The sequence below is a fragment of the Rhizobium sp. RCC_161_2 genome (assembly GCF_041355235.1).
Taxonomy (GTDB): Bacteria; Pseudomonadota; Alphaproteobacteria; order Rhizobiales; family Rhizobiaceae; genus Rhizobium.
On the sequence record NZ_JBFUPL010000014.1, the window covers coordinates 16,028 to 40,029 of the forward strand.

Consider the following 24,002-nt stretch of genomic DNA (forward strand, 5'->3'; position numbering starts at 1 on the left):
GCGTCCGAATTTATCGCTCAGGAGAGACAAGTGTTCAACGTCAACAAGGTGGCTTCGGTCGCCACGCTCGTGTTCGCCCTTTTATCCGGCATGGCTATCGCCGGTGAGAAGGTCACGGTCAAGGATATTACAGGCCGCGACGTCCAGGTCAGCATTCCGGTGGAGCGCGTCATTCTCGGCGAAGGGCGGCAGATCTACTTCACCGCCGCTCTCGATACCGAGGCACCGTTCAAGCGCATTATCGGCTGGCGAGACGACTTCCAGAAGGCCGATCTCGACGGCTACAACGCCTATCTGGAAAAATATCCGGAGATGAAGAAGATCCCGACCTTCGGCGGCATGAAGGACGGCACCTTCGACATCGAGCAGGCGGTGACGCTGAAGCCCGATGTCATCATCATGAACATCGACGCCAAGTCGGCGACGGAAGAAAGCGGCTATATAGAGAAGCTTGCAAAAGTGGGCATCCCTCTCGTCTATGTCGACTTCCGCGAAAAGGCGATGGAAAACACCACGCCGTCCATGCGCCTGATCGGCAAGCTGTTCGGCAAGGAGGCACGCGCCGAGGAATTCGTGAAATTCCGTGACGAACAGCTGGCGCGCGTCACCGACGTGCTTGCCAAGGCTGGAGACATCAAGAAGCCGATGGTCTTCATCGAGCGCGCCGGCGGTTACAGCGATGATTGCTGCATGTCCTTCGGCAACGAGAATTTCGGCCGGATGGTCGAAATGGCCGGTGGCATCAATCTCGCCAAGGACATCATTCCCGGGACATTCGGCACGGTCAATCCGGAGCAGATCATCGCATCCAACCCGGACCAGGTAATCGTTACCGGCGCGAACTGGGAACTTTATGTTCCTGGCGGCGACTGGGTCGGCGTCGGTCCCGGCGCAGACAAGGCCCTGGCCACTTCGAAGCTGGAAAAGCTGATGCACCGCCCGGCCTTTACCGACATCACCGCAGTCAAGACCGGCAATGTCCACGCCATCTGGCATCAGTTTTACAACAATCCCTATCAGTTCGTCGCCATCCAGCAGATCGCCAAGTGGCTGCATCCGGACCTGTTCAAGGATCTCGATCCAGAAGCGACGTTCAAGGAACTGCACGAGCGCTTCCTGCCGGTCGCATACCGTTCCGGTTACTTCGTATCGCTGAACGCCAGCCTTTGATCCGACAAACCTGCGGGCGACTTGTCGCCCGCAGGTTTGGTTTGATGTGCCGAATTTGACCAGTCCACCTATGAGACTGCCGTCGACGGACATATGTCGGCTTCCAATGCCTTGGAGCCGATCGAACAATCCAAAGAAGAAACTGCACCCGGGAGCAAGCGCCCGGCTCCTATAAGCTACGCACAAGTTTGCTTGTGCATCAGTAGCTCGTTGGGAATTGCCAGATCGAAGTGTGCGGATGCCGATAGCGCCATGATGGCGTTCATCTGTCGTATTCAATCTTGAGCTAATGCGTTGCGGGGGCACGCGTGAGCATCAAAGCAGAGATGCGAAGAATGCTGGGTTTACAGTATTCGGCAAGTCCCTCCGCTCATATCGACATCAAAGATCGTGCTGCCGCAGATCAGGCGGCCCGACGCGATGGCAATATGTTCATAACGAGTAAGCGTAAGAAACCGGAGTCATTTCAACGCTCGCATCCGGAGGCCCCCATGACGAGCATCAGTTCAATTACGTCAAGTAGTTATTATCAATACCAGCGATCTCGCTCGTCATCATCCTCGTCGGACGATTCTCTTTCTTCTCTCTTAAGTGGCGGATCGTCCAGCAGCAGTTCGTCTTCCTCCTCCGACGATCAGTCTCTGACGATGACGGCGGAGCAGTTGGCGGCGCAGCTCATGTCGATGATGCTCAATCTGCAGTCTGGCAGCAGTGACGATGATTCGAGCTCAAGCTCGGATACCGCCTCCACCAGCAGCGCCTCGAGCACGCAAGGAACCTCCAGCAGCAGCTATCAGAGCGGCCAGACCGATATGATCAAGGCGATGGATACGGACGGAGACGGTAGCGTCAGCGAAGCGGAATTCGTCGCCGCGCGCCCGTCTGACGTCAGCGAGGATCAGGCAACATCCTTCTTCGAGAGCCTCGACACGTCCAGTTCCGGATCGCTGACACAAAGCCAGTTCGAGACCGCCATGAAGGCACAACAACCACCGCAGCCGCTCGACTTTGGCAGCCTATATGCCTCGAGCGACCAAGCCGATACGACAAACGAATTGCTCTCCCTCTGATAAGCAGTGGTCATCATCGTTCGTCTGCGACACTGTGAAAACGGGCGGCGACTTGGGCAAGAGATGTTGGGACCTCAGCCCAAGCCTGCCGCCCTTTTCGTGCCGCTTCCATCATCCGCGCTTTCTCACTATCCGCCGTCGGAGCGGAGTTTGTTCTTGCGCTGCCCGTTGGTTGGTCGCTAAACATTTTGCCATATCTGCGCACTTTTATGGCCGACAAGCGACCTCGGCCTAATCGAATTCGAGAACTGAAAGCAATTCAATGACCCGACAACTTTCTCTCCCGCGCGAGCGGATTTCCGTCCTTCTGCTTGAAGGCATCAGCCAGAGCGCCGTGGACTACTTTTCGTCGTCCGGCTACGTCAATGTGACTCATCTGCCGAAGGCTCTGGATGACAAGGATCTCAAAAGGCTCATAGCCGAGGCGCATATTGTCGGAATTCGTTCACGCACCCAGCTGACGGAGGAAATTTTCAGCTCCGCCAAAAAGCTGATTGCCGTCGGTTGTTTTTCCGTGGGGACAAATCAGGTCGACCTGGATGCGGCCCGCCGACGCGGCATCCCCGTATTCAACGCTCCCTATTCGAACACCCGCTCGGTCGCCGAGCTTGTGATCGGTGAGATCATAATGCTGACCCGGCGGATTTTTCCGCGTTCGGCGTCTGCTCATGAGGGCGGATGGGACAAATCCGCCGTCGGCAGTCGTGAGGTGCGCGGAAAAACGCTGGGTATCGTGGGTTACGGCAACATCGGTTCGCAGCTTAGCGTTCTTGCGGAAAGCATGGGTATGAAGGTGCGTTATTTCGATCCTTCAGACAGGCTTCGCCACGGCAACTCGGAATCGATGGCGACGCTTGGCGAGCTTCTCGAAATCTCGGATTTCGTGACGATGCATGTTCCCGAAACCAGTTCGACGCAAAACATGATCACGGAGACCGAACTGCGCCGAATGAAAAAGGGAGCCATTTTCATCAATAACTCCCGCGGAACCGTGGTGGATCTCGAAGCGCTTGCGAAGGTTTTGAAAGAGGGACACCTCGCAGGCGCGGCCGTGGACGTGTTCCCGAGGGAGCCAGCATCAAACAACGAGCGTTTCGAAACGCCGCTCCAGGGTTTGGACAATGTCATTCTGACGCCGCATATTGGCGGCTCGACCGAAGAAGCCCAGGAGCGCATCGGTGGGGAAGTCTCCAGGAAGCTTGTGGAATATTCCGACGTCGGCTCGACGCTGGGCGCCGTCAATTTTCCCCAGGTTCAACTGCCGCCACGTCCAAACGGCACGCGCTTCATCCACGTTCACGAAAACCGCCCTGGCATGCTCAACAGTCTGAATGCGATTTTTTCGTCCCGCGCACTGAATATCGTCGGTGAGTTCCTGCAGACGCACGGCGACACTGGCTACGTGGTCATTGAAGCCGAGGGCGTTGGCCAGACAGCCGATGACATACTGGATGCGCTTCGCCAGATCCCGGGAACGATACGAACTCGATTGCTCTACTGACGCCGGTGGGAAATTGGCATTCTCGCAGTCGCTGCATAAGTCTGTGACGCAGGTCGTAAGGTAGTACAACAACGCCGAATGAAAGAACGGGCGCGCGGCGTGGACGGTTGTCTGATCTATAAACTGGAGCATATCCGCTATTGTGGACAGCTGCCATCGCAGCCTCTGAACGGGAAGGAGAAAGGAAAGCCGTGCGCTCGGCAAAAATAACGACATCAATAGGCACTCTCCTTTTGTCGGTTCCTTTCACAATGGTGGCTTTCACTCCCGTCGCGCTGGCCGAGACCGAACGCGAAAGCGCTGCAAGAACGCTCGTGGAACCAGCTTACCCAATATGGCTGGCGCAGGCGAAGGCTTGGACCACCGATATGCAGCTTATGAAAGCCATGACGGAACACGCGATCGGCGGCCTGGCCGCACAGCTGCCGGCGGATTGCGATGTGGCCCGCATGAAACGGGATATATGCGGCATAAAACTCTTCAACGTTCCTTCGTCCTCGATGTCACCGAGTGTGCGGGAAAACGAAATGATCGCCGCACAGGTGCTGGATTATAAGCCTGTCAGACGTGGAGATATCATCGTGCACAAGGCGAGGTTCCAGGGTGGTGACGAAACCGTTGCCCTTACGCGGATCATCGGTCTGCCAGGTGAGACGGTGAAAATGCGAGACGGCCATGTCTTCATCAATGAAGAGAAAATGATCACCGCGGCCACCGGCCAACTTATCAAGGAGGAATTTGTCTCCGGAGAGGTTTATACGGAAACCACGCCCGAAGGCCGCAGTTACGCGACGCTGCTTTCGCCCAAAATGCCTCAAGGCGTGGTGAACGACTTCGGGCCCGTTACTCTTCCAGAAGACAGCTATTTCGTACTCGGCGATAATCGCCACAGCTCCGTGGATAGCCGCTACCCGCATGACTTCAACGGCGATGGCCTGGTCCGGAAGGAAAGCATCTTAGGGGTAGCCCTATCGGTTTTGGTGTCCAAGGATCCGGATCGGGTCGGGAAGCAATTGTGAAGCGGACCGGGTTGTCCGATTTCAACGTGCCGCAGCGTATTGAGGAGTGCCCGTCAATCTCACTGAGCAATTTCGCCTGTCTGGCATCTACGCACATGGCCAGCCTCGCGTCCCGTATCGGTTATAAGCAAGCATCGACATCCCCCGCAGCTCAGTGCTGTCTCTCGGCTAACAGCGCCCAAAAGGCGAGGAACGATGTTTCGACCGACCTCATGGCATGTTTGATCCCGGGCTCATTGTAAAACGACCCGCCGATGCCGGGAGAAAACCAGTCCCCGTCCCCCTGCTGAAACTCCCCCTTTGAGAGGACAAGATAGACCTCCTCTGGCGCATGATCATGATCCGGATAACGCACATGGGGCACCATCAGGGTGACGCCAATCCACAGGTCATCTCGTTCCTCCAGCCCACCAGGACCGATGACCATTGCATTGGCATGCCCATCGGCGAAGTTTGCACTCTCCGTACCGTCACATCTGGTCCGCTGGCGCCATTCGAGGTTCGGCTCGATCCCCTTGAAACCTTCGACCAACTGCTGAAGCGAGGGCTCTGAGGTAGCGATGGAAAGCGCCTCGTCTAGGTTCTTGCAGACAGGAAGACGGCATCCAGGCCTATCCCGTCCGGAGCCCGGGTGCTCAAGCAGTGCAAAGATCCGGGGGATGGAACGGCGGGCCTCCGGTGCCGTGGCGAACCGGTCGAACGCCGCAAATGCCGCATCCACAAAAGACTGCAGGGATTTACTGCGGTCGGTCATATCACCATCTCCAGAAATGAGGCCCGACGAACCGGCCCGCCCACACCGTCAGATATCTTTAGCGATACGCAGCCCGTCGTAGATGGCGGCGTGCGTGTTTCGTGCGGCAACAGCGTCGCCGATGCGGAACAGCTGGAATTTTCCGTCCGTATTGCGAACCACGGACTGAGGCCGACCGTTCAGAAATTCGTCATGCGAGATTTCGCCGAGGTTGCTCGAGAGCGGCTTCAGCTCGAAATAGAGCTCATCCAGCGGGATGGTCCCGTGATTGACGACGATCTGGTCGAAGCTTCGCTGCTTGGAAATCCCGCCATAATCGCTGCCGACATGGGCCACCAGCTGGTTGCCGCTCTTCTCCACCGCTTCCAGCCGGTAGGTGACGGTGAAGGTCACATCCTGCTTCTGCAAGGAACGCATGTAGGGCACCAGGTTCATCGCCATGACTTCCGGGGCAAAGGAACGGTCCGGCGTCATGATCTCGACCTTGGCGCCGGCCTTGGCGAGGAATTCCGCGGCCTGAAGGCCGGCGTGATCGCCAGCATCGTCGAAGACCAGAACGTTGCTGCCCGGCTTCACGTCACCTGAGATGATGTCCCAGGAGGAAACGACGAATTCGTTGCCCTTCGACAGCACCTCGGTGTGCGGGAGGCCGCCGGTGGCCACGATGACGACGTCGGGATTTTCGGCTGCAATGGTTTCGGCGTCCGCCCAGGTGTTGAAGCGAAAAACGACGCCATGCTTCTCGCACTGACTCATGCGCCAGTCGATAATGCTGATCATTTCGCGGCGGCGTTCGCTCTGCGCCGTCAGCCTGATCTGCCCGCCCGCATCGTTGGCAGCCTCCAATACGACGACCTCATGGCCGCGCTCGGCGGCAACGCGAGCGGCCTCCAGGCCGGCCGGGCCAGCCCCCACGACCACGACCTTCTTGCGAACATCGGCCTTCTCGATGACATGCGGCATGGTCTCTTCGCGGCCCGTCGCCGCATTGTGGATGCAGAATGCGAGGCCGCCCTGGTAGATGCGGTCGAGACAGTAGTTGGCACCGACGCAGGGGCGAATATCGTCTTCCCGCTTCTCCATGATCTTGCGGATAATATGCGGGTCAGTCATGTGGGCGCGGGTCATGCCGACCATATCGACCTTGCCTGCGGCGATGGCGTGGCGGGCGGTTGCCACATCCTGGATCTTGGCGGCATGGAAGGTCGGGAAATTCGTTGCCGCACGGATTTCACCGGCAAAATCGAGATGCGGCGCGCTGGCCATGCCCTGGATCGGGATGACGTCGGTCAAGCCGGGGTCCGTATCGATATGACCACGAATGATGTTCAGATAGTCGATCAGGCCGCTTTCCTTCAGGCGTCTAGAGATTTCGATGCCTTCGGCCTTGTCCGTTCCGCCGGGAAGACATTCGTCGGCGGTGTAGCGAACACCGAGAATGAAATCGTCCCCTACCCGTTTTCGCATCGCCGAGAATACGTCGAGACAGAAACGCATACGGTTTTCGAGCGAGCCGCCATAAGGACCGTCGAGCTCGTTGGTGACCGGAGACATGAACTGATCGATCAGGTGGCCATAGGCCTCCAGTTCCACACCGTCCATGCCGCCCGCCTTCATCCGCTCCGCCGCATCGGCAAAGTCCTTGATGATGCGCTCGATGTCCCAATCCTCCAATTTCTTCGGGAAGGCCCGGTGCGCTGCCTCTCGATGATGGGATGGCGCTAGAACGGGGAGCCAGTCGCCCTTGTCCCAGCGCGTACGCCGGCCAAGATGCGTGAGTTGGATCATGATCGCGGCGCCCTGTTCGTGCACGGCATCCGTCATTTCCCTGATCCAGGGAACGATTTCGTCCTTGTAGGCAAGCAGGTTGTTGAAGACCGGAGGACTGTCTCGCGAGACTGCCGCCGATCCCGCCGTCATCGTCAGCGCCACGCCACCCTTTGCCCGCTCGACGGTATAGGCGCGATAGCGCCCCTTCGGCATGCCGTCCTCCGGATAGGCCGGCTCGTGGGAGGTCACGATAATGCGGTTCCGTAGGGTCAGATGCTTGAGCTTATAGGGCTGAAGGAGGGGATCGTTCGACATGGCCATGCTCCGGAATAAAAAACGCCGGAGCCGACGCTAGGTGCAATGTACACATGTGTCAACGACGAAAACAGATATGTCACTCCTGTCGACACTTCTGTACATTCGCGTTGTGCGACCGCTGACAATTTGTTACGAAGTCACCTATGGATCAGACGTTGAACGACACCGGTTGGCGAGGATCGCAGGAAGGGTGGCTCGAGGCCGCCTATCACTCCCTGCTCGATTCCGGCGTAGATTCGGTGAAAATCCTTCCGCTCGCGAAAAAGCTCAATCTCTCACGAACAAGCTTCTACTGGTTCTTCAAGGACCGCGAGGAATTGCTGGCCGCGCTCGTTGCGCGCTGGCGCGACAAGAATACCGGTGGGATCGTCAAGCAAACGGAGGCCTATGCGGAATCGCTGGCCGAGGCGATGCTCAACGTCTTCGACTGCTGGCTCAACAACGAGCTGTTCGATTCAAAATTCGAATTTGCGGTCCGCAGCTGGGCGCTACAATCCGGCGAAATCCTCGAACAGGTTCGAGAAGCCGATCAGACGCGCATAGAAGCCCTGAAGCGCATGTTCATCCGCTTCGGCAACTCGGAGATCAACGCCGATGTGAGGGCGCGAACGACGTACCTGGTGCAGATCGGCTATATCTCCATGCAGTCGCAGGAAGACCTCGCCGTCCGTATGAAGCGCATTCCCGAATATATCGAGATCTACACCGGTCAGGTGCCGCAGCAGAGGGAGCTCGACCGCTTCTTCTCCCGGCACAACTACAAGCCTGACTAGGAGGAGCGCAGATATGGACGGCTCCCTGAGAATTGGCATTGTCGGCGGCGGCGGCTGGCTTGGCGGAGCCATCGCCGGCTCGCTTCTGGACACAGGCCTGGTCGAGCCGATTAGGCTCTCACTGTCCTATCGCAAGGAGCAGCCGCAACGTTTTGCGAATGTGTTCTGGACGACCGACAATCAGGCGCTTGCCGACCGATCGGATGTGGTCATTCTCTCTGTCCGTCCGGCCGACTGGAGTGGCCTGACGGTCGACGCCCGGGGCAAGCTTGTCATCTCTGTCATGGCTGGGATCCGTCTGGGCGCACTGTCCGAGCGGCACAATACGGGGCGCGTGATCCGCTCTGTTCCGAATGCCGGCGCTGAAGTCGGCAAATCCTATACGCCCTGGATCGCCTCAAATGAGGTCGATGACGATGATCGCACCATCGTCCGAGCCATCTTCGATGCATGCGGATCACAGGACGAGGTCAAAAGCGAGACGGATATTGACTACCTCACCGGGCTTTCCGGGTCCGGACCGGCTTTTCCCGCCTTGCTGGCATCCGCGATGATGCGTGACGCGATTGCCTATGGGCTCTCCGAAGAGATTGCCCGGCGGGCGGTCACGACGGTGCTGGCGGGTGCCGGGCGCCTGATCGAGCACAGAGAGGACTGTCCCGACGACATCGTTAAAGCCTTTCTCGACTACCGCGGCACCACAGCGGCGGCCATTGAAGGCATGCGTGCCGCAGGCTTCGACGCTTCCGTCGCGAACGGGCTATCAGCCGCATTCAAGAAATTGGTAAGTATGGGAGACGCTTCCTGACAACCGTCGAGTGGGTGTTCTGCGGCGCCCCACTCAGCTCTGAAAGCCGCACAATAAAGGGAACGAGAATGAAAAAATTACTTGCGTCCACAATCCTGATATCCGGCCTCTTCGGCGGAGTCTCTTTTGCCAACGCCGCCGAATGCGGCAGCGTCACCATTGCCAGCATGAACTGGCAGAGCGCAGAGGTTCTTTCCAATCTCGACAAGATCATCCTGAACGAAGGTTACGGCTGCCAGGCCGAAATCACGGTCGGCGACACCGTCCCGACAATCACCTCCATGGCGGAAAAAGGCCAGCCGGATATCGCGCCGGAAGCATGGGTCGATCTGCTTCCAGACGTCGTGAAGAAGGGAACGGAGGAAGGCAAGATCGTTGCGGTCGGCTCCCCGTTGCCGGATGGCGGCAATCAGGGCTGGTGGATCCCGAAATACTTTGCTGACGCCCATCCCGATATCAAGACGATTCCTGACCTGCTGAAGCATCCAGAGCTGTTCCCGGATCCAGAAGATCCGTCAAAGGGAGCTATCTACAACGGCCCGCAGGGCTGGGGCGGCACCGTCGTCACCTCGCAGCTCTACAAAGCGTTTGGAGCGGAAAAGGCCGGATTCACGCTGGTGGATACAGGATCAGCCGCCGGTCTCGACGGCTCGATCGCCAAGGCTTATGAAAGCAAGAAGGCATGGGTCGGCTACTACTGGGCGCCCACAGCCCTCCTCGGCAAGTATCCGATGGTGAAGCTGGAGGCAGGCGTTCCTGCTGACGCCGCGGAGTGGAAGCGCTGCAACACAGTGGCGGATTGCCCTGATCCGAAGCCGAATGCATGGCCGATCGACAAGATCGTCACCCTCACGGCCAAGCCCTTTTCTGAAAAGGCCGGCCCCGCAGTCATGGACTACCTCGCGAAGCGCTCCTGGAGCAACGAGACCGTCAACAAGCTGATGGCCTGGATGACCGACAATCAGGCAAGCGGCGAAGATGGCGCTAAGCACTTCCTGAAGGAAAATAAGGACGTCTGGACGAAGTGGGTTTCGCCGGAAGCCGCCAAGAAGATCGAAGCTGCCCTGTAAACGTCTATCCTGCGGTGCGCGAAAGCGCACCGCTTCTCGACAGCCGACAAAATCAAAAAGACTTGAGCCACGGCTTCTTGCACAAAGAAGGGGAACCGAATGGAATGGTTTTATAAATTTCCTCACATGGACGATGACGCGCTGCGCAACCTGAAGAAGGCGATAGACGACGGCTTTCGCGGCTTTACGCGCGCTTATGGCGATACGATCGAAGGCCTGTTTTCACCGCTGCAACGCTTTCTGATTGCCGCCGATCGCTTCATGACGCAGACGCCGTGGCCAATCATTACTCTGATCATTCTTGTCATTGCCTGGTTTGCAACCCGCAGCCTGAAGATCGTATTCGGCTGTCTCGTGATTCTGCTGCTGATCGGCTATTTCGACATGTGGGACGACACGATGCGGACGGTCTCGATGATCTTCGTCTGCACCATCCTGTCGATCGCCATAGGCATTCCGATCGGAATCCTGATGGCGCGCTCCAACGCGGTTCAAAGGATCATCAATCCAATCCTCGATGTGATGCAGACCATGCCGAGTTTCGTTTACCTGATCCCGGTCGTGATGCTGCTTGGCATCGGCAAGGTGCCGGGCCTGATCGCCGTGGTCATCTATGCCATCCCGCCGATGATTAGATTGACCGACCTCGGTATCCGGCTTGTCGACAAGGACGTGCTGGAAGCCGCGGACGCATTTGGAACCTCGAACGCACAAAAGCTCTTCAAGGTTCAGCTGCCGCTCGCCTTGCCGACGATCATGGCCGGCATCAACCAGACCATCATGATGGCCCTCGCTATGGTCGTCGTCGCCTCGATGATCGGTGTGCAGGGCCTCGGCCAGCCGGTCCTGAAGGCGATCGCCAACCAGTACTTCACCTTGGGAATGTTCAACGGCCTTGCCATCGTCGGCATCGCCGTCATCTTCGACCGGGTCAGCCAAGCCTATGGCAAGCGGCTCCAGAAGCATCGGGAGATCGTTCATGGCTGATCAACATTTCGGCGGGATCAAGATCCGCCACCTCTACAAGATTTTCGGCCCTAACCCGGCGGCTCACGTCGATGCCGTTCAGAAAGGGCTGACGAAATCCGAGCTGAACGAAAAACATGGACATGTGCTCGGGCTGAGAGACATCAATATCGAGATCTCGTCGGGCTGTATCCAGGTCATCATGGGTCTTTCCGGCTCAGGCAAGTCGACCCTCATCCGGCACATCAATCGGCTGATCGACCCGACGGCCGGCGAGGTGCTGGTCGATGGAGCCGATGTCGTCAAGATGAACGAAGCCGAGCTTCGCACCTTTCGTCGCCACCAGACGGCGATGGTCTTCCAGAAGTTTGCGCTGCTGCCGCACCGCAACGTTCTCGACAACACGGTCTTCGGCCTCGAAGTCCAAGGTATCGAACGGTCGAAGGCACGCGACGTCGCCATGCGCTGGCTGGAACGGGTTGGGTTGCGAGGCTTCGAGCAAAAATATCCCAACCAGCTTTCCGGCGGCATGCAGCAGCGTGTCGGCCTGGCGCGCGCTCTTTCCAACGATGCGCCGGTCCTGCTGATGGACGAGGCCTTTTCGGCACTCGATCCGCTGATCCGCATGGACATGCAGACGGTTCTCCTCGACATCCAGAAGGAGATCAAGAAAACCATCGTCTTCATTACTCATGACCTCGACGAAGCGCTTCGCCTGGGCGATCAGATCGCCATCCTGCGTGACGGCGAAATCATTCAGCAAGGCACCAGCCAGGACATCGTCCTGCATCCGGCCGACGAATACGTCGCCAATTTCGTCAAGGAGGTCAATCGCGGCCGGGTGGTCCATGTCGAAGCGATTATGAGACCTTTGCAGGCGGGCACGGCGTCGACCGGAGCCAGGATTGCGGCGGGGTCAACGGTCGAAGAGGCGATGCGATTGCTGACTTCGGCTCCGGACGGCGATGTCGTGGTGACCTCGGCGGCAGGAGACGCCTTGGGACTGGTCAACCTGCGCGAGCTCGCTGGTGCCATGGTCAATTCGCATACCTCGGCTTCGCCTGCGGTCGCGGCGCAATGAGCCACGACGCCGGCATTTTTCAAGTTTCCGCTAAATATTAGATATATATATCATAACCCGGTACAAAATCGGTCGCTCCATATGTCGCCTTGTGGGGCCGGCGCACGCATTATGATCACAGTCGACGCGATCGGCGTTTCCCTCCTCCCGGTCTCGCTGCGTTGGCTGTTCCCTCTGGAGGTTTTACCTTCAAACTTAAAGGGCTCCGGTCTAGGCCGAGAGCCCTTCTTTCTGTTCTGTCGTGCCTATGCCACCACGCCGTCAAGCGCGATGGCTCCCATCAGCTCAAACGGCGGCCCGTATTCACACTAGAGCCTCCTAAGAGGTTGGAACTATCGAGGGCCGCAGCCTACGATCCCCAGGCCAATTTTTTTACGGATCGCCGCATATCGGCAAATTTCTTCGCCCGATGCTGCCATGCAGTCTATAAGTTTTATAGACTAAACTAAGCCATCTCGCATACTATCCCTACCTTTAGACATGCAGGCATCAGATGAGCAGCAAATCCGAATTTCTTTGGTATATCCCGAACGACGTGAAGTCCGGCCACCGCGGCGATTCCACTGTTGAAAACCACAATAGCCTGGAGACGTTGACCAGCCACGCGCAAGCGCTGGAAGCGCACGGCTGGAAAGGCGCACTCATCGGCACCGGTTGGGGCAGGCCTGACACCTTCACCGTCGCAGCCGCGCTCGCCGCCCGGACCACCACCTTCGAGCCGCTCATCGCGATCCGCCCAGGCTATTGGCGACCGGCGAACTTCGCTTCCGCCGCCGCCACGCTGGATCAGCTGACCGGCGGCCGGGTGCGCGTCAATATCGTGTCGGGCCAGGATAACCTTGCGGCATATGGCGACAGCGAGGGCGATCAGGCGCATCGCTATGGCCGCACCAAGGAATTCATGCGGCTGGTTCGCAGGCTGTGGACCGAGGAAAATGTCACCTACGCAGGCGAGCATTTCCGGGTCAGCGAGTCCACCGTGGCGCCGCGCCTCGAGGCGCGTGACAACCGTCGACACCCCAAGCTCTACTTCGGTGGCGCCTCGGAGGCGGCCGAACGGGTCTCAGCGACCGAAGCAGACGTCCAACTCTTCTGGGGGGAACCGCTTGACGGCGTCCGGGAGCGGATCGGCCGGCTCAAGGCGCTGGGCAAGGAGCTGGACCGCGACCTCCCTCCCCTCGAATTTGGATTGCGGATCACCACACTGGTGCGCGACACCACGGAGCAGGCCTGGGCCGATGCCGAGGCCAAGGTTGCCGAGATGGCCAGGAGCAAGGGCGCCGGCTGGAACGACCACCGCCAGGCCGTCGCGGTGGGCCAGCGGCGGTTGCTCGATCTACACGAGCGCGGCGAGGTTCTCGACGACAACCTCTATACGGCGCCGGGCAAGTTCGGTGGCGGCGGCGCTGGCACCACGTGGCTGGTCGGTTCGGCTGATGACGTCGCCCGTTCGCTGCGCAAGTATCGGGATCTGGGCATCACGCATTTCGTGCTCTCCGACACGCCGTATCTGTCCGAGATCAAACGACAGGGCGATCAACTGCTTCCGCTATTACGCGATTGAGGGCGGAGCCGCAGTGAGTTCGTGCTTGCTGAGCGTCGACAATGACAAGCAGCGGCCGCGGGATAGTCCTGCCTACATATCGCCGGATGGAACACAGTTGAAAGACGCGCCGCTGCCGTGCGGATCCTGCGATGTCAAATCGCGGTGAAGCCGTTGTCGACAAAGAGGTGGGCGCCGTTAACGAAGCGGGATTCATCGCTGGCAAGATAGAGCGCGGCCTGCGCCACATCCTCCGGCTCGCCGATGCGGCCTTGCTGGGCAGCGATGGCCGCCTCCGACACGTCGACGCCCAAAGCTTGCAGCTCAGAAACCTCTCGGAGACCATGCGGAGTCCTGATGAACCCCGGGCACACGGCATTGCAGCGGATGTTGCGGTCACGGAATTCGACGCCGATCGCGCGAGCGAACATATGAACGGCACCTTTCGTGGTGTCATACAGGACTTCCATCGGTGTAGCGGCCACCGCAGAAATCGACGATGTGCAAACGATCGAGCCGCCGCCGGCAGCGATCATTCCTGGCAGCACTGCCCGCGTCATCAGAAACATGGAGCGGACATTGACGGCGTGCAGCCAATCCCACTCCTGAACCGTCGTTTCCAGAAACGGCTTGATGACAATCGTTCCCGCATGGTTGAACAGTACGGTGATCGGTCCGAATGCATCTTCCACCCCTTTCACCGCGCCGGCAACTGCCGCCTCGTCCGAAACATCCGCCACCCAGTGCGCAGCTATACCTCCGGCGCCGCGAATATCCTCGACTGTTTGCGCGGCCGCCTCGCCGTTCCGGTCGATGATTGCGACCTTCGCACCCTCCTGCGCGAACAGTCGGGAGGCGGCCCCTCCCATGCCCGTCGCCCCACCGGAAATGATTGCAATCTTGCCTTTTAGCCTGTCGGTCATGCCCTTGCCTCGCTTGCCATGATTTTCGCCATACTAGGGTCAGCTACGAGTTAGGCCAATACAGCAAGGCTGGAAAGTGCTGCTGCCCGTTCCGACATCCCATTGGGTTTTGCTAGCATCGTCCCGATGGAATTGAAGCCGGTTACCGTCCTCGTCTTGGCGGTCAGCTTTGTTTACAAAAATCCGCAAAAATTCCGCATTCGCGAAACATTGGGCAAACTATCTATTTGCTATCGCTGATACTCTCATAATCAACCAATGAGCGAGTTATCGTCAGCCAAAAGCGATGGCCTGCCTGTGATTGCCCTCAAGACGCCAGAGCCCAACCGCTGATGGCGAGCCAGTCAAAGACCTCTTCGGCATTTGCCTGAACGCGGCTGAAGCTCCTCACATTGAGCTCACTGTCTCGCATATGGCTAAAATTCTATCGCTCTGGATTATGAGAAACATGTCTGCAACGATTACCTCTCCAATATTCCTTTGTTACGACGCTCTTCAGCGACATGCTCGTCATCCCCTCAAAGCGACAGGCCCAGCACATTCCTTTGAATAGGCCGGCGCCTTGACGCTATGGAGGGGAAGAATGCCAATGCTCCACAAGACCCTGCAGCTGATCGAGACGATGCAGCGGTATTTTGCGACAAAGCACAAATTGAAAACACTGAAAGGCGTCCTAGAAGAGGCACGACGGAAGCGCCGCGAAACAATCGCGAGCTTCTATGATCTGCATAAGAACGTGTCCTTTGCCACGCAGATCACACAATTCGTCGAGCTCAAAAAACAGATGGACTACCTTCTGATCGAAGCTGAAAAACTCGTCGAAATCCCGGACACACTCCCCGACGACGTCGACATCACAGGATCGGTCGAATCACCGGTTCCAAAAGACTAAATTGTCAAACAGCCGGAATTTTCAAATCTTAGATCGATAAACTCAGCTGAATTCTGATCCAGGCCAATAGACGTGTGCTTAGCTTCGTATTATTTAGAGTAGCATTTATTAGATTACTTTATTGGCGCTCAACGGATAAATCATGACATCTGGGACTTGCTCCGAAAATGGCGGAGTGGTGGCGACTTTACCGGCTCTGGCACTTCTGCTCGTGAGTGCCTTCAGCATCGGCGCCATGACCTATGGCAATCCGGCACCCGATGCCCAGATGGCCGTCATCGGACCGCCATGGTGGAAGGAAGACCGGATGGCCTCCCTGGTCGCAGCGGCCGGCGGACGGATGATTGCCGGCGGAGCGCTGCCCAATATCATTGTCGTGCGCCGTGCGCCCGAAGGCGAGCGCCGCCCTGGCGAACCGGAGGACCTCGTCGCCGCACTCTATGCTGCCGGCGCCTGGCTGGTCCTCGACGCGCCGACGCAACGTAGCTGTCTTGGTCTTGTCGACAATGGCAAAGGGGCAATCTGATGAATGAAATCGCACGCCTGCGCACTGGTTTCGGACGATTGCTTGTTCCCCTGCTATGGCTTCATGTCCCCCTCCTCGCCGCGATCGCGCTCTATGTCGGCAAACCCGTTCTCATGCCGGTTCTGCTGGCCGGACTGCTTGCGGCCACCACACATTTGTCCTGGCATTTTAAAGGCAGTGCGCCGGTCACACGCTATCTGAGTTCGGTTGCACTGATGGGCGAGCCGGCCCTGCTGGTCTATCTGACATCCGGCCTGAGCTGGCAGATGGACATGCACATGTATTTCTTTGCCACCCTGGCCCTTTTGATCGCTTGGTTCGATGCGCCTAGCCTGCTGCTGGCAGCCACCGCCATTGCCCTGCACCATCTCGTTCTGAACTATACCGTGCCAGCGGCGGTTTTCGTCAATGACGCGGGCATCAACCGGGTAGTGTTGCATGCGAGCATCGTTGTTTTCCAGACGACCGTGCTGGTCTGGCTCAGCAACAAGCTGGTCAACGCCTTCGAGCGCATCGAGAATATGGGTCATGCTCTCACCTTACAGAACGAGACGCTCGAAGTCCGCACGCACGAAGCCGAGCAAGCCAACGCGGCCAAGAGCCTCTTCCTGGCCAATATGAGCCACGAGATCCGTACTCCGATGAATGCCATCCTCGGCTTCAGCCATCTTCTCGGCCGAACGGAACTCACAGCGCGACAGCACGATTACGTCACCAAGATCCGTAGTGCGAGCGACCGGTTGCTGAGCCTGCTCAGTGACATCCTGGATTTCTCCAAAATTGAGGCCGGCAAGATGGCGCTGGAAAAAGCGTCTTTTGATCCCCGGGCCATGATGGAACGCGCCATGGAAATCTCCGCCTTGAAGGCGCAAGAGAAAGGCATCGCCATCGGCTGGCAGGTGGACCCGGCAATCCCGGCCATGCTGCGCGGCGACGAACTTCGATTGGGCCAGATCGTGCTGAACCTCGTCAGCAACGCCATAAAGTTCACCAGCAGCGGTGAAGTTACCCTTAAGCTCAACTTACGCGAACGTCGGGAAGGCCGCTGCGTGATCGAGGGTGTGGTGCGCGATACCGGTCTCGGCATGTCATCCGAACAGGTTGCGCGGCTGTTCGACAGCTTTACCCAAGCCGACAGTTCCACCACGCGACGCTTCGGCGGCACGGGGCTGGGGCTTGCGATCAGCCGTCAACTCGTCACCCTCATGGATGGCGGCATTTCGGTGGAAAGCAAAGAGGGCCAAGGCAGTACCTTCACTTTTACCGTCGCGCTGGAGGAAGATGAAACCCGTCGGCATGCAGTGGAGCGAAAGTCGGACGCGTTCGCCAATCTGCGTGTGCTGGTGGTCGACGATAACGAGGGGTCGCGGGAAATTCTCCAGGGCTTTTGCGAGACATGGTCGATCATCCCGGAGCTGGCGGCCTCCGCGCAGGAAGGGCTGGCGGCGATCAGCGGTGCCATTGCCGAACACCGTCCCTTCGATCTGGTCCTGCTCGACTGGAAGATGCCGGGCATGAACGGCATGGAAGCAATCAAGGTGCTCCAATCCATTCTGCCAAGTGAAGACTGGCCACGCATCGTCATGATCTCCGCCTACGGACAGGAGCAGGCTGTCGGTGAAGCCGAAACACTCGGCATAGACGGTTTCCTGTCGAAGCCCGTCAGCGCCTCCTCCCTGTTCGACATGCTGATGTGGATATTCGCCCATACCGGCCATCTGCCCTCCAATGATAACGCCGAGAATACGCCGATGATCGCGCCCGCGCTGCAAGGCGCGCGTGTCCTGCTGGTCGAGGACAACGAGATCAATCTCGAATTGGCCCAGATTATCCTGACCGATGGCGGCCTGAACGTCGATACTGCCGAAAACGGCTTGATCGCGGTGCGAAAAGTGCTTGAGGCCGGCAATCGCTACGATGCCGTACTGATGGATCTGCAGATGCCAGAGCTTGGCGGCATCGATGCAACGCGCGAGATACGCGCGGGGTTGGCCGATCAGTGGCTGCCTATCATAGCCATGACCGCACATGCCTACGAGGCCGAGCGTCAGAATTGCCTCTCGGCGGGCATGAACGATCACATATCCAAGCCTGTCGATCCAACACAGCTGCTGGCCGTGTTGAGCCGTTGGATTCGACTGCCACTCGTGACAGCAGGCCCGGCACTCTCCGGTGCTGCGTCGGCACCACAAGTCATCATTCCGCCCTCCGGCGGACTTCCGTCTGCCCTCCCGCCTTTCGACCTTGAGGCAGCACTTGTCAGGGTGAACGGCAAGGAGGCGCTGCTACGCAAGCTGATCGTCGACTTCGGCCGAAAATTTGCCGATGTCGTACCCACTCTGAGCCGCCATATCGAAAATGGCGATTTCGAGCAGGGGCGTATTCTCGCTCATACGCTGAAAGGCGTCTCCGCAACGCTGGGGCTGCCTGAAGTCGCAACCAGGGCCTCGATGCTGGAGGCGCGGCTGGCCCACCCGGTTCCACCACCCGAATCTCCTTTGCTGTCAGCATTGGCCGATGCGCTACGCCCCGCCTTCGTTGCCATTGCTCGCCTCGTTCAGCCTGCCTTGCCGATCGCCGCCGCGAGCGACATCACGGCCATGGAGACTGCCGTGGTGGAAAACCTGATGACCGAGTTACATGGCTTGATCGAGCGGCGCCAGCTGCGCGCTCGGCGCGTATTCGAGGTGCTGGAACAGATGCTTGGGCCTCAAGCGGGTGGGGAAAAATTTGAGATCGTGCGTGAGGCAATTTCGAGGCTCGACTACGCCTCGGCCGCCGCTGCGCTGGAAGAATGGTCAGCCATGTTCGTGCTGAAGAAAAAGGAAATCTAGTCTTGGTGCGTCCAACCATACTGATCGTAGACGATGAAGTTACCAATATTGAGATTATGAACGCGGTATTGGAAGACGACTACGAGATCTGCTTCGCGACATCAGGTGAAGAAGCGCTTGAGGTTGCCCGCATGAGCATGCCCGATCTCATCCTACTTGACGTGCTGATGCCGGAAATCGACGGCTACGAGGTCTGCCGCCAACTGAAAGGCGATCCTGCCTTGGTGGATATTCCGGTCATATTCACCACCGCCCTGGGAGACCAGGAAGCGGAAGCCAAGGGGCTGCAGATGGGCGCCATCGACTACGTCACCAAGCCGCTGGTGCCGATCGTGGTCCGGGCAAGGGTGCGCAATCACCTCGATATGAAGCGCATGCGCGATGAGCTGGCCACCCTTGCCGTTACCGATGCATTGACTGGCCTCGGCAACCGTCGCCGGATGGAGAACCAGCTGACGCGGGAAATAGCGACACTGTCGCTGCGCGGGGATGCGCTCTCGGTGATCATCCTCGATGTCGATTTTTTCAAGCGGTTCAATGATATCTATGGCCACACGGAAGGCGACCGCTGCCTGTCGATGGTTGCCGCCGCGCTGAACCGCGCCATGCTGCGAGCCGGTGACCTGGCGGTACGCTATGGTGGCGAAGAATTCGCCTGCATGCTGCCAGGGACCTCGCATGCGGAGGCCATGGAAACCGCGCGAAGCATTCTGCACCGCATCGCGGCCCTCGGCATTCCCCATTCCGCCTCGGACGCCGCAAGCTATGTCACCGTGAGCATGGGTGTCGCCACAGCCATCTGCACCCCAGGTGCGCGCCCACAATCCTGGATTTCGGCTGCGGATCGGCAGCTTTATGCCGCCAAGGCGGCCGGGCGAAACACCGTCAACGGCGCCGAATACGAACCGGCTGCTTTGATGTCTTTTTAGACATTCAGGGCGAGGAGGCAGGGATCTTGGCAGAGGTTATTCGACTGCCAGCCTCCTGGAACGGTCGGACAAGCGCATTTATTTTGTCACCTGCAATTGTGACGATCACACACTGCAGGACAACACATGTCCGACTCCGTCCTGTGCTTGCGAGTATACCCCCGGATGCCTATCTGGTTTGCGAATGAAAAAGCCTCGACCGCAACGGCAAATGACATCGTAAGAAGCATTGGCAAGTCGCTTTCAGAAGGCTTTTGCTCTTAATGTCCGGCTGCATCCGTCAGCATCCTTGCAATATAGAGATGGTCTAATTTAAGTTAGATTCATATAAAATCAGCAAGAATACTTAACATGCTACTTATTGCATCCTCTGGACGTAGAAAACTCCCCAAAGAGACCGGATTTCACCGAGCGGATGTAATTAAGCGCCTCAACAAGCACTCGATCCAGATTTTCACAGCCAGAACTCTCGATCTCTGAGCAGCTTCAACATGCTTGATAGAAGAAATTCTCGATGACGAATTGATGAAATTCGCCGCACTGAGCCCCCTATCCCAAACGGGCACAGCCCGTCTTTACTCGATATTATCGTTTGCCCCCGAAAGAATTGGCTCACTGATTATCGGTGCAGCGAACGGCCGTCAAAGCGACGGCCGCTGCCATCCATAGGCTTGGGATTTTTGAGTGCGCGTCATTTCATGTATCGCCACGGAACATAATCTGTGGCTCGTTCTTCTTGCGGCGTTTGTCTGCGTCAGCGGCGGGTGGATAACCCTTAACCTGCTGCGGCGAGCGGAGACGACGCAGGGCCTTCAACGCGGCGGGTGGCTGTTCCTGACCTCCGTTGCGGCTGGCTCCTCGGTCTGGTGCACCCATTTCATCGCCATGCTCGCCTATCAGACCGAAGCGGCGATCACCTTCGGTCCGACCCTGACCATGGTGTCGCTGCTGGTAGCCGTGGCAGGCTGCGCTTTCGGCTTTACGACCGCCTCGCTGCGCGGTTTGAGACTTGCGCCGGAAGCCGGCGGTATGATCATCGGCTTGGCGATCTCGGCCATGCACTACACCGGCATGATGGCCTATCATGTCGACGGCATTGTCGAATGGAGCATGGATTACGTCGTCAGCTCGATCGTACTATCCATGGTCATAGCGTCCTTCGCCTTCAGCCAGGCCATCCGTCGTCCCTGGCGCCATTCGCCTCTCCTGGCGCTCGCTCTCTTCGTCCTCGCCGTCGTGACACTTCATTTCACGGCGATGGCCGCCGTATCGCTCACTCCTTTGGCGACGGATGCCGCGGGCACCGACCCGCATGTATTGCAGGCAATGGCCATTGCCGTCGCTGGCGTCGGCCTGCTCATCGTCGGCACCGGCGTCGCCAGCTACATGATTGATGAACACGCCACGCAAGAATCCATCCAGAAGCTCCAGCACATGGCGCTCAACGACCTGCTGACCGGCCTGCCCAACCGCGGCAGCTTTGCCGACCATCTCAACCATGAGATGGAGCAGGCGGAACGCGAGAATGCGAAACTTGCCGTCATCGGCATAGACCTCGACCGCTTCAAGGAAATCAACGATCTTCGTGGACACAAGGCTGGCGACCAGGCCCTGAAGGCGATCGGACGTCGGCTCGCACGTCTGGTGAAGGACGGCGAATTCGTCGCCCGCGTCGGTGGCGACGAGTTTGCGGCCGTTAAACGGTTCAACAGGCAAAACGAACTGCTGGACTTCGTCGCGCGGCTGGAAAAGACCATGTTCGAACCGATCAGGATCGACGATTTCGAGACGGTGACGGGCGCCAGCATCGGCGTTGCCGTCTATCCCGACGATGGACGGGATCAGGAGCGTCTTGTCAGCAATGCCGACCTGGCGATGTACCGCGCCAAGGCCGATGTCGGGCGCGTCGTCTGCTTCTACGAATCCAGGATGGATGAAGCCGCCCGCGAGCGTCATACCCTCGCCCAGGATCTGCGCCGCGCCGTCGAACTGGACCAGCTTGAGCTGCATTATCAGGTGCAGACCTCGGTTCGCACGGGCGAAGTCTGTGGATATGAGGTGCTGGCGCGCTGGAACCATCCCGAACGCGGCAAGGTTCCGCCGGCGGAGTTCATTCCGATCGCCGAGGAGAGCGGCACTATTCTTTCGATTGGCGAGTGGGTATTGCGCACGGCCTGCAAACAGGCTGCTTCCTGGGACAAGCGCTACAAGATCGCCGTCAACCTCTCGCCCGTTCAGTTCGCACATGCCGACCTTGCCCGGCTCGTGCACGAAATTTTGCTCGAAACGGGTTTGTCGCCAAGCCGGCTGGAGCTTGAAATCACCGAGTCCACCATCATCGCCGACAAAACCCGCACACTCCACGTGCTACGCCAGATCAAGGCGTTGGGTGTGACCATCGCGATAGACGATTTCGGAACGGGCTATTCGTCGCTCGATACGTTGCGTTCATTCCCCTTCGACAAGATCAAGCTCGACCGCTCCTTCATGAGCGAGGTAGAGGGCAGCGTCCAGGCGAAAGCCATCGTCCGGGCAGTCCTGACGCTTGGTCGCAGCCTTGCCATTCCGGTTCTTGCCGAAGGCGTCGAGACCAACCACCAGCTCGAAATCCTACGCGTCGAAGGCTGCGACGAAGCCCAGGGCTTTTTCCTCGGTCGACCCAAACCGGTCGGGCAGATATTCCTGCCTGATGAAACCATAGATGCTGAATTTCCGGCATCCTTTTCAGGCCGTATCCCGCCCGTCCGCATCAGGCGCCGCTCGATCGCTTGAACCCCGTGCGGTTAAGCCGCTAGAGGAAATAGCGAAGCTTCAATGGCAACAGAGCGGCGCCGATCGCAGCGGCATCCCCCCGCGTTTCACTCAGCACCAGCGTCGCCTCCCGCGGCCCGACGTCATAGCGGTGCGGGCGCAAGGACGGCATATGCACCCGCTCGATCATCATCCGCCCGAGTTCCCGCGGCAATTGTCCCCCTAACACGATCGCCTGCGGATCGAGCACGGCGACCAAGCTCGCAATCAACCGGTCCAGCAAGGGCATCGTCTGCTCCAGCCACGTTTCCACGCCGGGCCAGGACGGATCGAAGCGCTGGTGCAGCTCACTGACCGAATGAATATCGACGCCGTTTTCCTGCAGCGTCCGGATCAGATACTGCAAGGCAGGTCGCCTTGGCGATTCTTCCGGATTGTAGATGCCGCTGAATTCGCCTGCATTGCCGTGAAAGCCGTGAAAAGGCTTGCCATCCAGGATGAGGCCGCCGCCGAAACCGTAGTTGAAGGAAAGATAGGCGAAGGTGGAGCACCAGAGGCCGGCACCCCGGAGGCTCTCGCCGATGGCGCCCGTCGTCCCGTTGTTTTCCAACCAGACGGGAAGCTCGAAAGCGCGCTCAAGACCTGGACGCAGATCAATGAGCGACCAGTCCCGCAGCGGCTCTGGCGCGTTGAATTCGCGATTGTCCATGACGAAAAAACCCGACATCGAAAAGCCGAGCCCCACGAGCCGGTCATGCGATATGCCGTGCTTTTTCAGGATAGTTTGAAGGGTTTCCAAAAGCGTGGCAATGGTTGCCTGCCGATCGCTCGGCACCATCCTCAAGGTTTCCTCAGCAACCACGTTGCAGCCAAAATCGGCCAGATACAGGATGGCTGAATCGGTGTTGATCGAGATGCCGACGGAATAGACCGCCTCTTTCACCAGCTCGATCGTCGGGCTCGGCTGGCCGCGCGTTCCCTTCAGCGGCGCGCCTGTGCGAAGAAGACCGCGCTCCATCAGCGTTTCCACAAGGCGATGCACGGACTGCTGGGTCAAATTGGTATGTGCCGTGATCGTCGAGCGCGCGATCGGCTCGTGACGGCGCACGATATCAAGGATCATCCGTTCGTTGTCGCTGGCAAGCGGCGACATATCGAACCTGGTCGGGGAAGCAGTCCGCAGTGTCATACTTCTGGCTTAACGGCTCGCACGAAGGCTCGCAATCCACCCGGTAATGCCCAGGGGAGCTTTTTTTGCTGGAGTTGTCACAAATATTACACTTAAAGTGTATTAATAGCGACGA

The 24,002-nt window shown here is 58.4% G+C and carries 19 protein-coding genes; 15 read left to right on the forward strand and 4 right to left on the reverse strand.

The genetic code is table 11. The annotated features are described in order from the left end of the window. The first annotated feature begins 90 nt into the window (after positions 1–90). The 4 genes from AB6803_RS27820 (at position 91) to lepB (ending at position 4,760) form a co-directional block, all read left to right on the forward strand. Positions 91–1,170 (forward strand): ABC transporter substrate-binding protein, encoded by a 1,080-nt coding sequence (locus tag AB6803_RS27820; RefSeq protein ID WP_371112001.1) that lies wholly within the window; start codon positions 91–93, stop codon positions 1,168–1,170. 308 nt (positions 1,171–1,478) lie between these two features. Continuing rightward, the gene (locus tag AB6803_RS27825) at positions 1,479–2,240 is read left to right on the forward strand and encodes an EF-hand domain-containing protein (RefSeq protein ID WP_371111932.1); all 762 of its coding nucleotides are present in this window, start codon (positions 1,479–1,481) and stop codon (positions 2,238–2,240) included. A 262-nt stretch (positions 2,241–2,502) separates the two neighbouring features. Further along, positions 2,503–3,741, forward strand: coding sequence for a phosphoglycerate dehydrogenase (gene serA / locus AB6803_RS27830; RefSeq protein WP_371111933.1), 1,239 nt, complete (start codon positions 2,503–2,505; stop codon positions 3,739–3,741). A gap of 191 nt (positions 3,742–3,932) precedes the next feature. Further along, on the forward strand, positions 3,933–4,760 hold the full coding sequence (lepB, locus tag AB6803_RS27835) for a signal peptidase I (protein ID WP_371111934.1): 828 nt from the start codon (positions 3,933–3,935) through the stop codon (positions 4,758–4,760). A 151-nt stretch (positions 4,761–4,911) separates the two neighbouring features. On the opposite strand, the gene AB6803_RS27840 is transcribed toward lepB, so the two are convergent. Continuing rightward, positions 4,912–5,514 (reverse strand): dimethylsulfoniopropionate lyase, encoded by a 603-nt coding sequence (locus AB6803_RS27840; protein WP_371111935.1) that lies wholly within the window; start codon positions 5,512–5,514, stop codon positions 4,912–4,914. A gap of 48 nt (positions 5,515–5,562) precedes the next feature. Beyond that, complete coding sequence (locus AB6803_RS27845) at positions 5,563–7,599, reverse strand: FAD-dependent oxidoreductase (protein WP_371111936.1); 2,037 nt, start codon at positions 7,597–7,599, stop codon at positions 5,563–5,565. A gap of 146 nt (positions 7,600–7,745) precedes the next feature. Between AB6803_RS27845 and AB6803_RS27850 the strand changes: the two genes are divergently transcribed. The 6 genes from AB6803_RS27850 to AB6803_RS27875 all read left to right on the forward strand — a co-directional run bounded on the left by AB6803_RS27850 (position 7,746) and on the right by AB6803_RS27875 (position 13,864). Further along, the gene (locus AB6803_RS27850) at positions 7,746–8,375 is read left to right on the forward strand and encodes a TetR/AcrR family transcriptional regulator (RefSeq protein WP_371111937.1); all 630 of its coding nucleotides are present in this window, start codon (positions 7,746–7,748) and stop codon (positions 8,373–8,375) included. A 13-nt stretch (positions 8,376–8,388) separates the two neighbouring features. After that, complete coding sequence (locus AB6803_RS27855) at positions 8,389–9,183, forward strand: pyrroline-5-carboxylate reductase family protein (protein ID WP_371111938.1); 795 nt, start codon at positions 8,389–8,391, stop codon at positions 9,181–9,183. A gap of 68 nt (positions 9,184–9,251) precedes the next feature. Then, positions 9,252–10,253, forward strand: coding sequence for an ABC transporter substrate-binding protein (locus AB6803_RS27860; RefSeq protein WP_371111939.1), 1,002 nt, complete (start codon positions 9,252–9,254; stop codon positions 10,251–10,253). 99 nt (positions 10,254–10,352) lie between these two features. Beyond that, complete coding sequence (locus tag AB6803_RS27865) at positions 10,353–11,240, forward strand: ABC transporter permease (RefSeq protein ID WP_371111940.1); 888 nt, start codon at positions 10,353–10,355, stop codon at positions 11,238–11,240. Beyond that, entirely contained in the window at positions 11,233–12,300 is a 1,068-nt protein-coding gene (locus AB6803_RS27870; protein ID WP_371111941.1) for a glycine betaine/L-proline ABC transporter ATP-binding protein, read from the forward strand. Before AB6803_RS27865 ends, AB6803_RS27870 begins: the two co-directional genes overlap by 8 nt. Before the next feature lie 493 nt (positions 12,301–12,793). Continuing rightward, complete coding sequence (locus tag AB6803_RS27875) at positions 12,794–13,864, forward strand: LLM class flavin-dependent oxidoreductase (RefSeq protein ID WP_371111942.1); 1,071 nt, start codon at positions 12,794–12,796, stop codon at positions 13,862–13,864. Between the two features lie 134 nt (positions 13,865–13,998). On the opposite strand, the gene AB6803_RS27880 is transcribed toward AB6803_RS27875, so the two are convergent. After that, positions 13,999–14,766, reverse strand: a complete 768-nt coding sequence (locus AB6803_RS27880) for an SDR family NAD(P)-dependent oxidoreductase (protein WP_371111943.1) — start codon at positions 14,764–14,766, stop codon at positions 13,999–14,001. A gap of 589 nt (positions 14,767–15,355) precedes the next feature. Here AB6803_RS27880 and AB6803_RS27885 point away from each other — a divergent pair. The 5 genes from AB6803_RS27885 to AB6803_RS27905 all read left to right on the forward strand — a co-directional run bounded on the left by AB6803_RS27885 (position 15,356) and on the right by AB6803_RS27905 (position 22,719). Next, a complete protein-coding gene (locus tag AB6803_RS27885; RefSeq protein ID WP_371111944.1) occupies positions 15,356–15,658 on the forward strand; it encodes a hypothetical protein in 303 nt (100 codons plus the stop codon). Between the two features lie 142 nt (positions 15,659–15,800). Further along, the gene (locus tag AB6803_RS27890) at positions 15,801–16,184 is read left to right on the forward strand and encodes a hypothetical protein (RefSeq protein ID WP_371111945.1); all 384 of its coding nucleotides are present in this window, start codon (positions 15,801–15,803) and stop codon (positions 16,182–16,184) included. Next, positions 16,184–19,018: a response regulator gene (locus tag AB6803_RS27895; RefSeq protein ID WP_371111946.1), complete on the forward strand. Its 2,835-nt coding sequence runs from the start codon at positions 16,184–16,186 to the stop codon at positions 19,016–19,018. The genes AB6803_RS27890 and AB6803_RS27895 overlap by 1 nt, the downstream gene beginning before the upstream one ends. 5 nt (positions 19,019–19,023) lie before the next feature. Then, positions 19,024–19,947 carry a diguanylate cyclase gene (locus AB6803_RS27900; RefSeq protein WP_371112002.1) on the forward strand — a complete coding sequence of 308 codons (924 nt, stop codon included), beginning with the start codon at positions 19,024–19,026 and terminating at the stop codon, positions 19,945–19,947. A 684-nt stretch (positions 19,948–20,631) separates the two neighbouring features. Next, positions 20,632–22,719, forward strand: a complete 2,088-nt coding sequence (locus tag AB6803_RS27905; RefSeq protein WP_371111947.1) for a putative bifunctional diguanylate cyclase/phosphodiesterase — start codon at positions 20,632–20,634, stop codon at positions 22,717–22,719. Between the two features lie 19 nt (positions 22,720–22,738). Here AB6803_RS27905 and AB6803_RS27910 read toward each other — a convergent pair whose 3' ends face one another. Continuing rightward, on the reverse strand, positions 22,739–23,887 hold the full coding sequence (locus AB6803_RS27910) for an ROK family transcriptional regulator (RefSeq protein ID WP_371111948.1): 1,149 nt from the start codon (positions 23,885–23,887) through the stop codon (positions 22,739–22,741). Positions 23,888–24,002: the final 115 nt, after the last annotated feature.

Bases quoted from the DNA above. Each gene is read 5' to 3' on its own strand.
- AB6803_RS27820 (WP_371112001.1), top strand. From the start codon at position 91: ATGGCTATCGCCGGTGAGAAGGTCACGGTCAAGGATATTACAGGCCGC.
- serA (WP_371111933.1), top strand. From the start codon at position 2,503: ATGACCCGACAACTTTCTCTCCCGCGCGAGCGGATTTCCGTCCTTCTG.
- AB6803_RS27840 (WP_371111935.1), bottom strand. From the start codon at position 5,514: ATGACCGACCGCAGTAAATCCCTGCAGTCTTTTGTGGATGCGGCATTT.
- AB6803_RS27845 (WP_371111936.1), bottom strand. From the start codon at position 7,599: ATGTCGAACGATCCCCTCCTTCAGCCCTATAAGCTCAAGCATCTGACC.
- AB6803_RS27850 (WP_371111937.1), top strand. From the start codon at position 7,746: ATGGATCAGACGTTGAACGACACCGGTTGGCGAGGATCGCAGGAAGGG.
- AB6803_RS27855 (WP_371111938.1), top strand. From the start codon at position 8,389: ATGGACGGCTCCCTGAGAATTGGCATTGTCGGCGGCGGCGGCTGGCTT.
- AB6803_RS27860 (WP_371111939.1), top strand. From the start codon at position 9,252: ATGAAAAAATTACTTGCGTCCACAATCCTGATATCCGGCCTCTTCGGC.
- AB6803_RS27865 (WP_371111940.1), top strand. From the start codon at position 10,353: ATGGAATGGTTTTATAAATTTCCTCACATGGACGATGACGCGCTGCGC.
- AB6803_RS27870 (WP_371111941.1), top strand. From the start codon at position 11,233: ATGGCTGATCAACATTTCGGCGGGATCAAGATCCGCCACCTCTACAAG.
- AB6803_RS27875 (WP_371111942.1), top strand. From the start codon at position 12,794: ATGAGCAGCAAATCCGAATTTCTTTGGTATATCCCGAACGACGTGAAG.
- AB6803_RS27880 (WP_371111943.1), bottom strand. From the start codon at position 14,766: ATGACCGACAGGCTAAAAGGCAAGATTGCAATCATTTCCGGTGGGGCG.
- AB6803_RS27885 (WP_371111944.1), top strand. From the start codon at position 15,356: ATGCTCCACAAGACCCTGCAGCTGATCGAGACGATGCAGCGGTATTTT.
- AB6803_RS27890 (WP_371111945.1), top strand. From the start codon at position 15,801: ATGACATCTGGGACTTGCTCCGAAAATGGCGGAGTGGTGGCGACTTTA.
- AB6803_RS27895 (WP_371111946.1), top strand. From the start codon at position 16,184: ATGAATGAAATCGCACGCCTGCGCACTGGTTTCGGACGATTGCTTGTT.
- AB6803_RS27910 (WP_371111948.1), bottom strand. From the start codon at position 23,887: ATGACACTGCGGACTGCTTCCCCGACCAGGTTCGATATGTCGCCGCTT.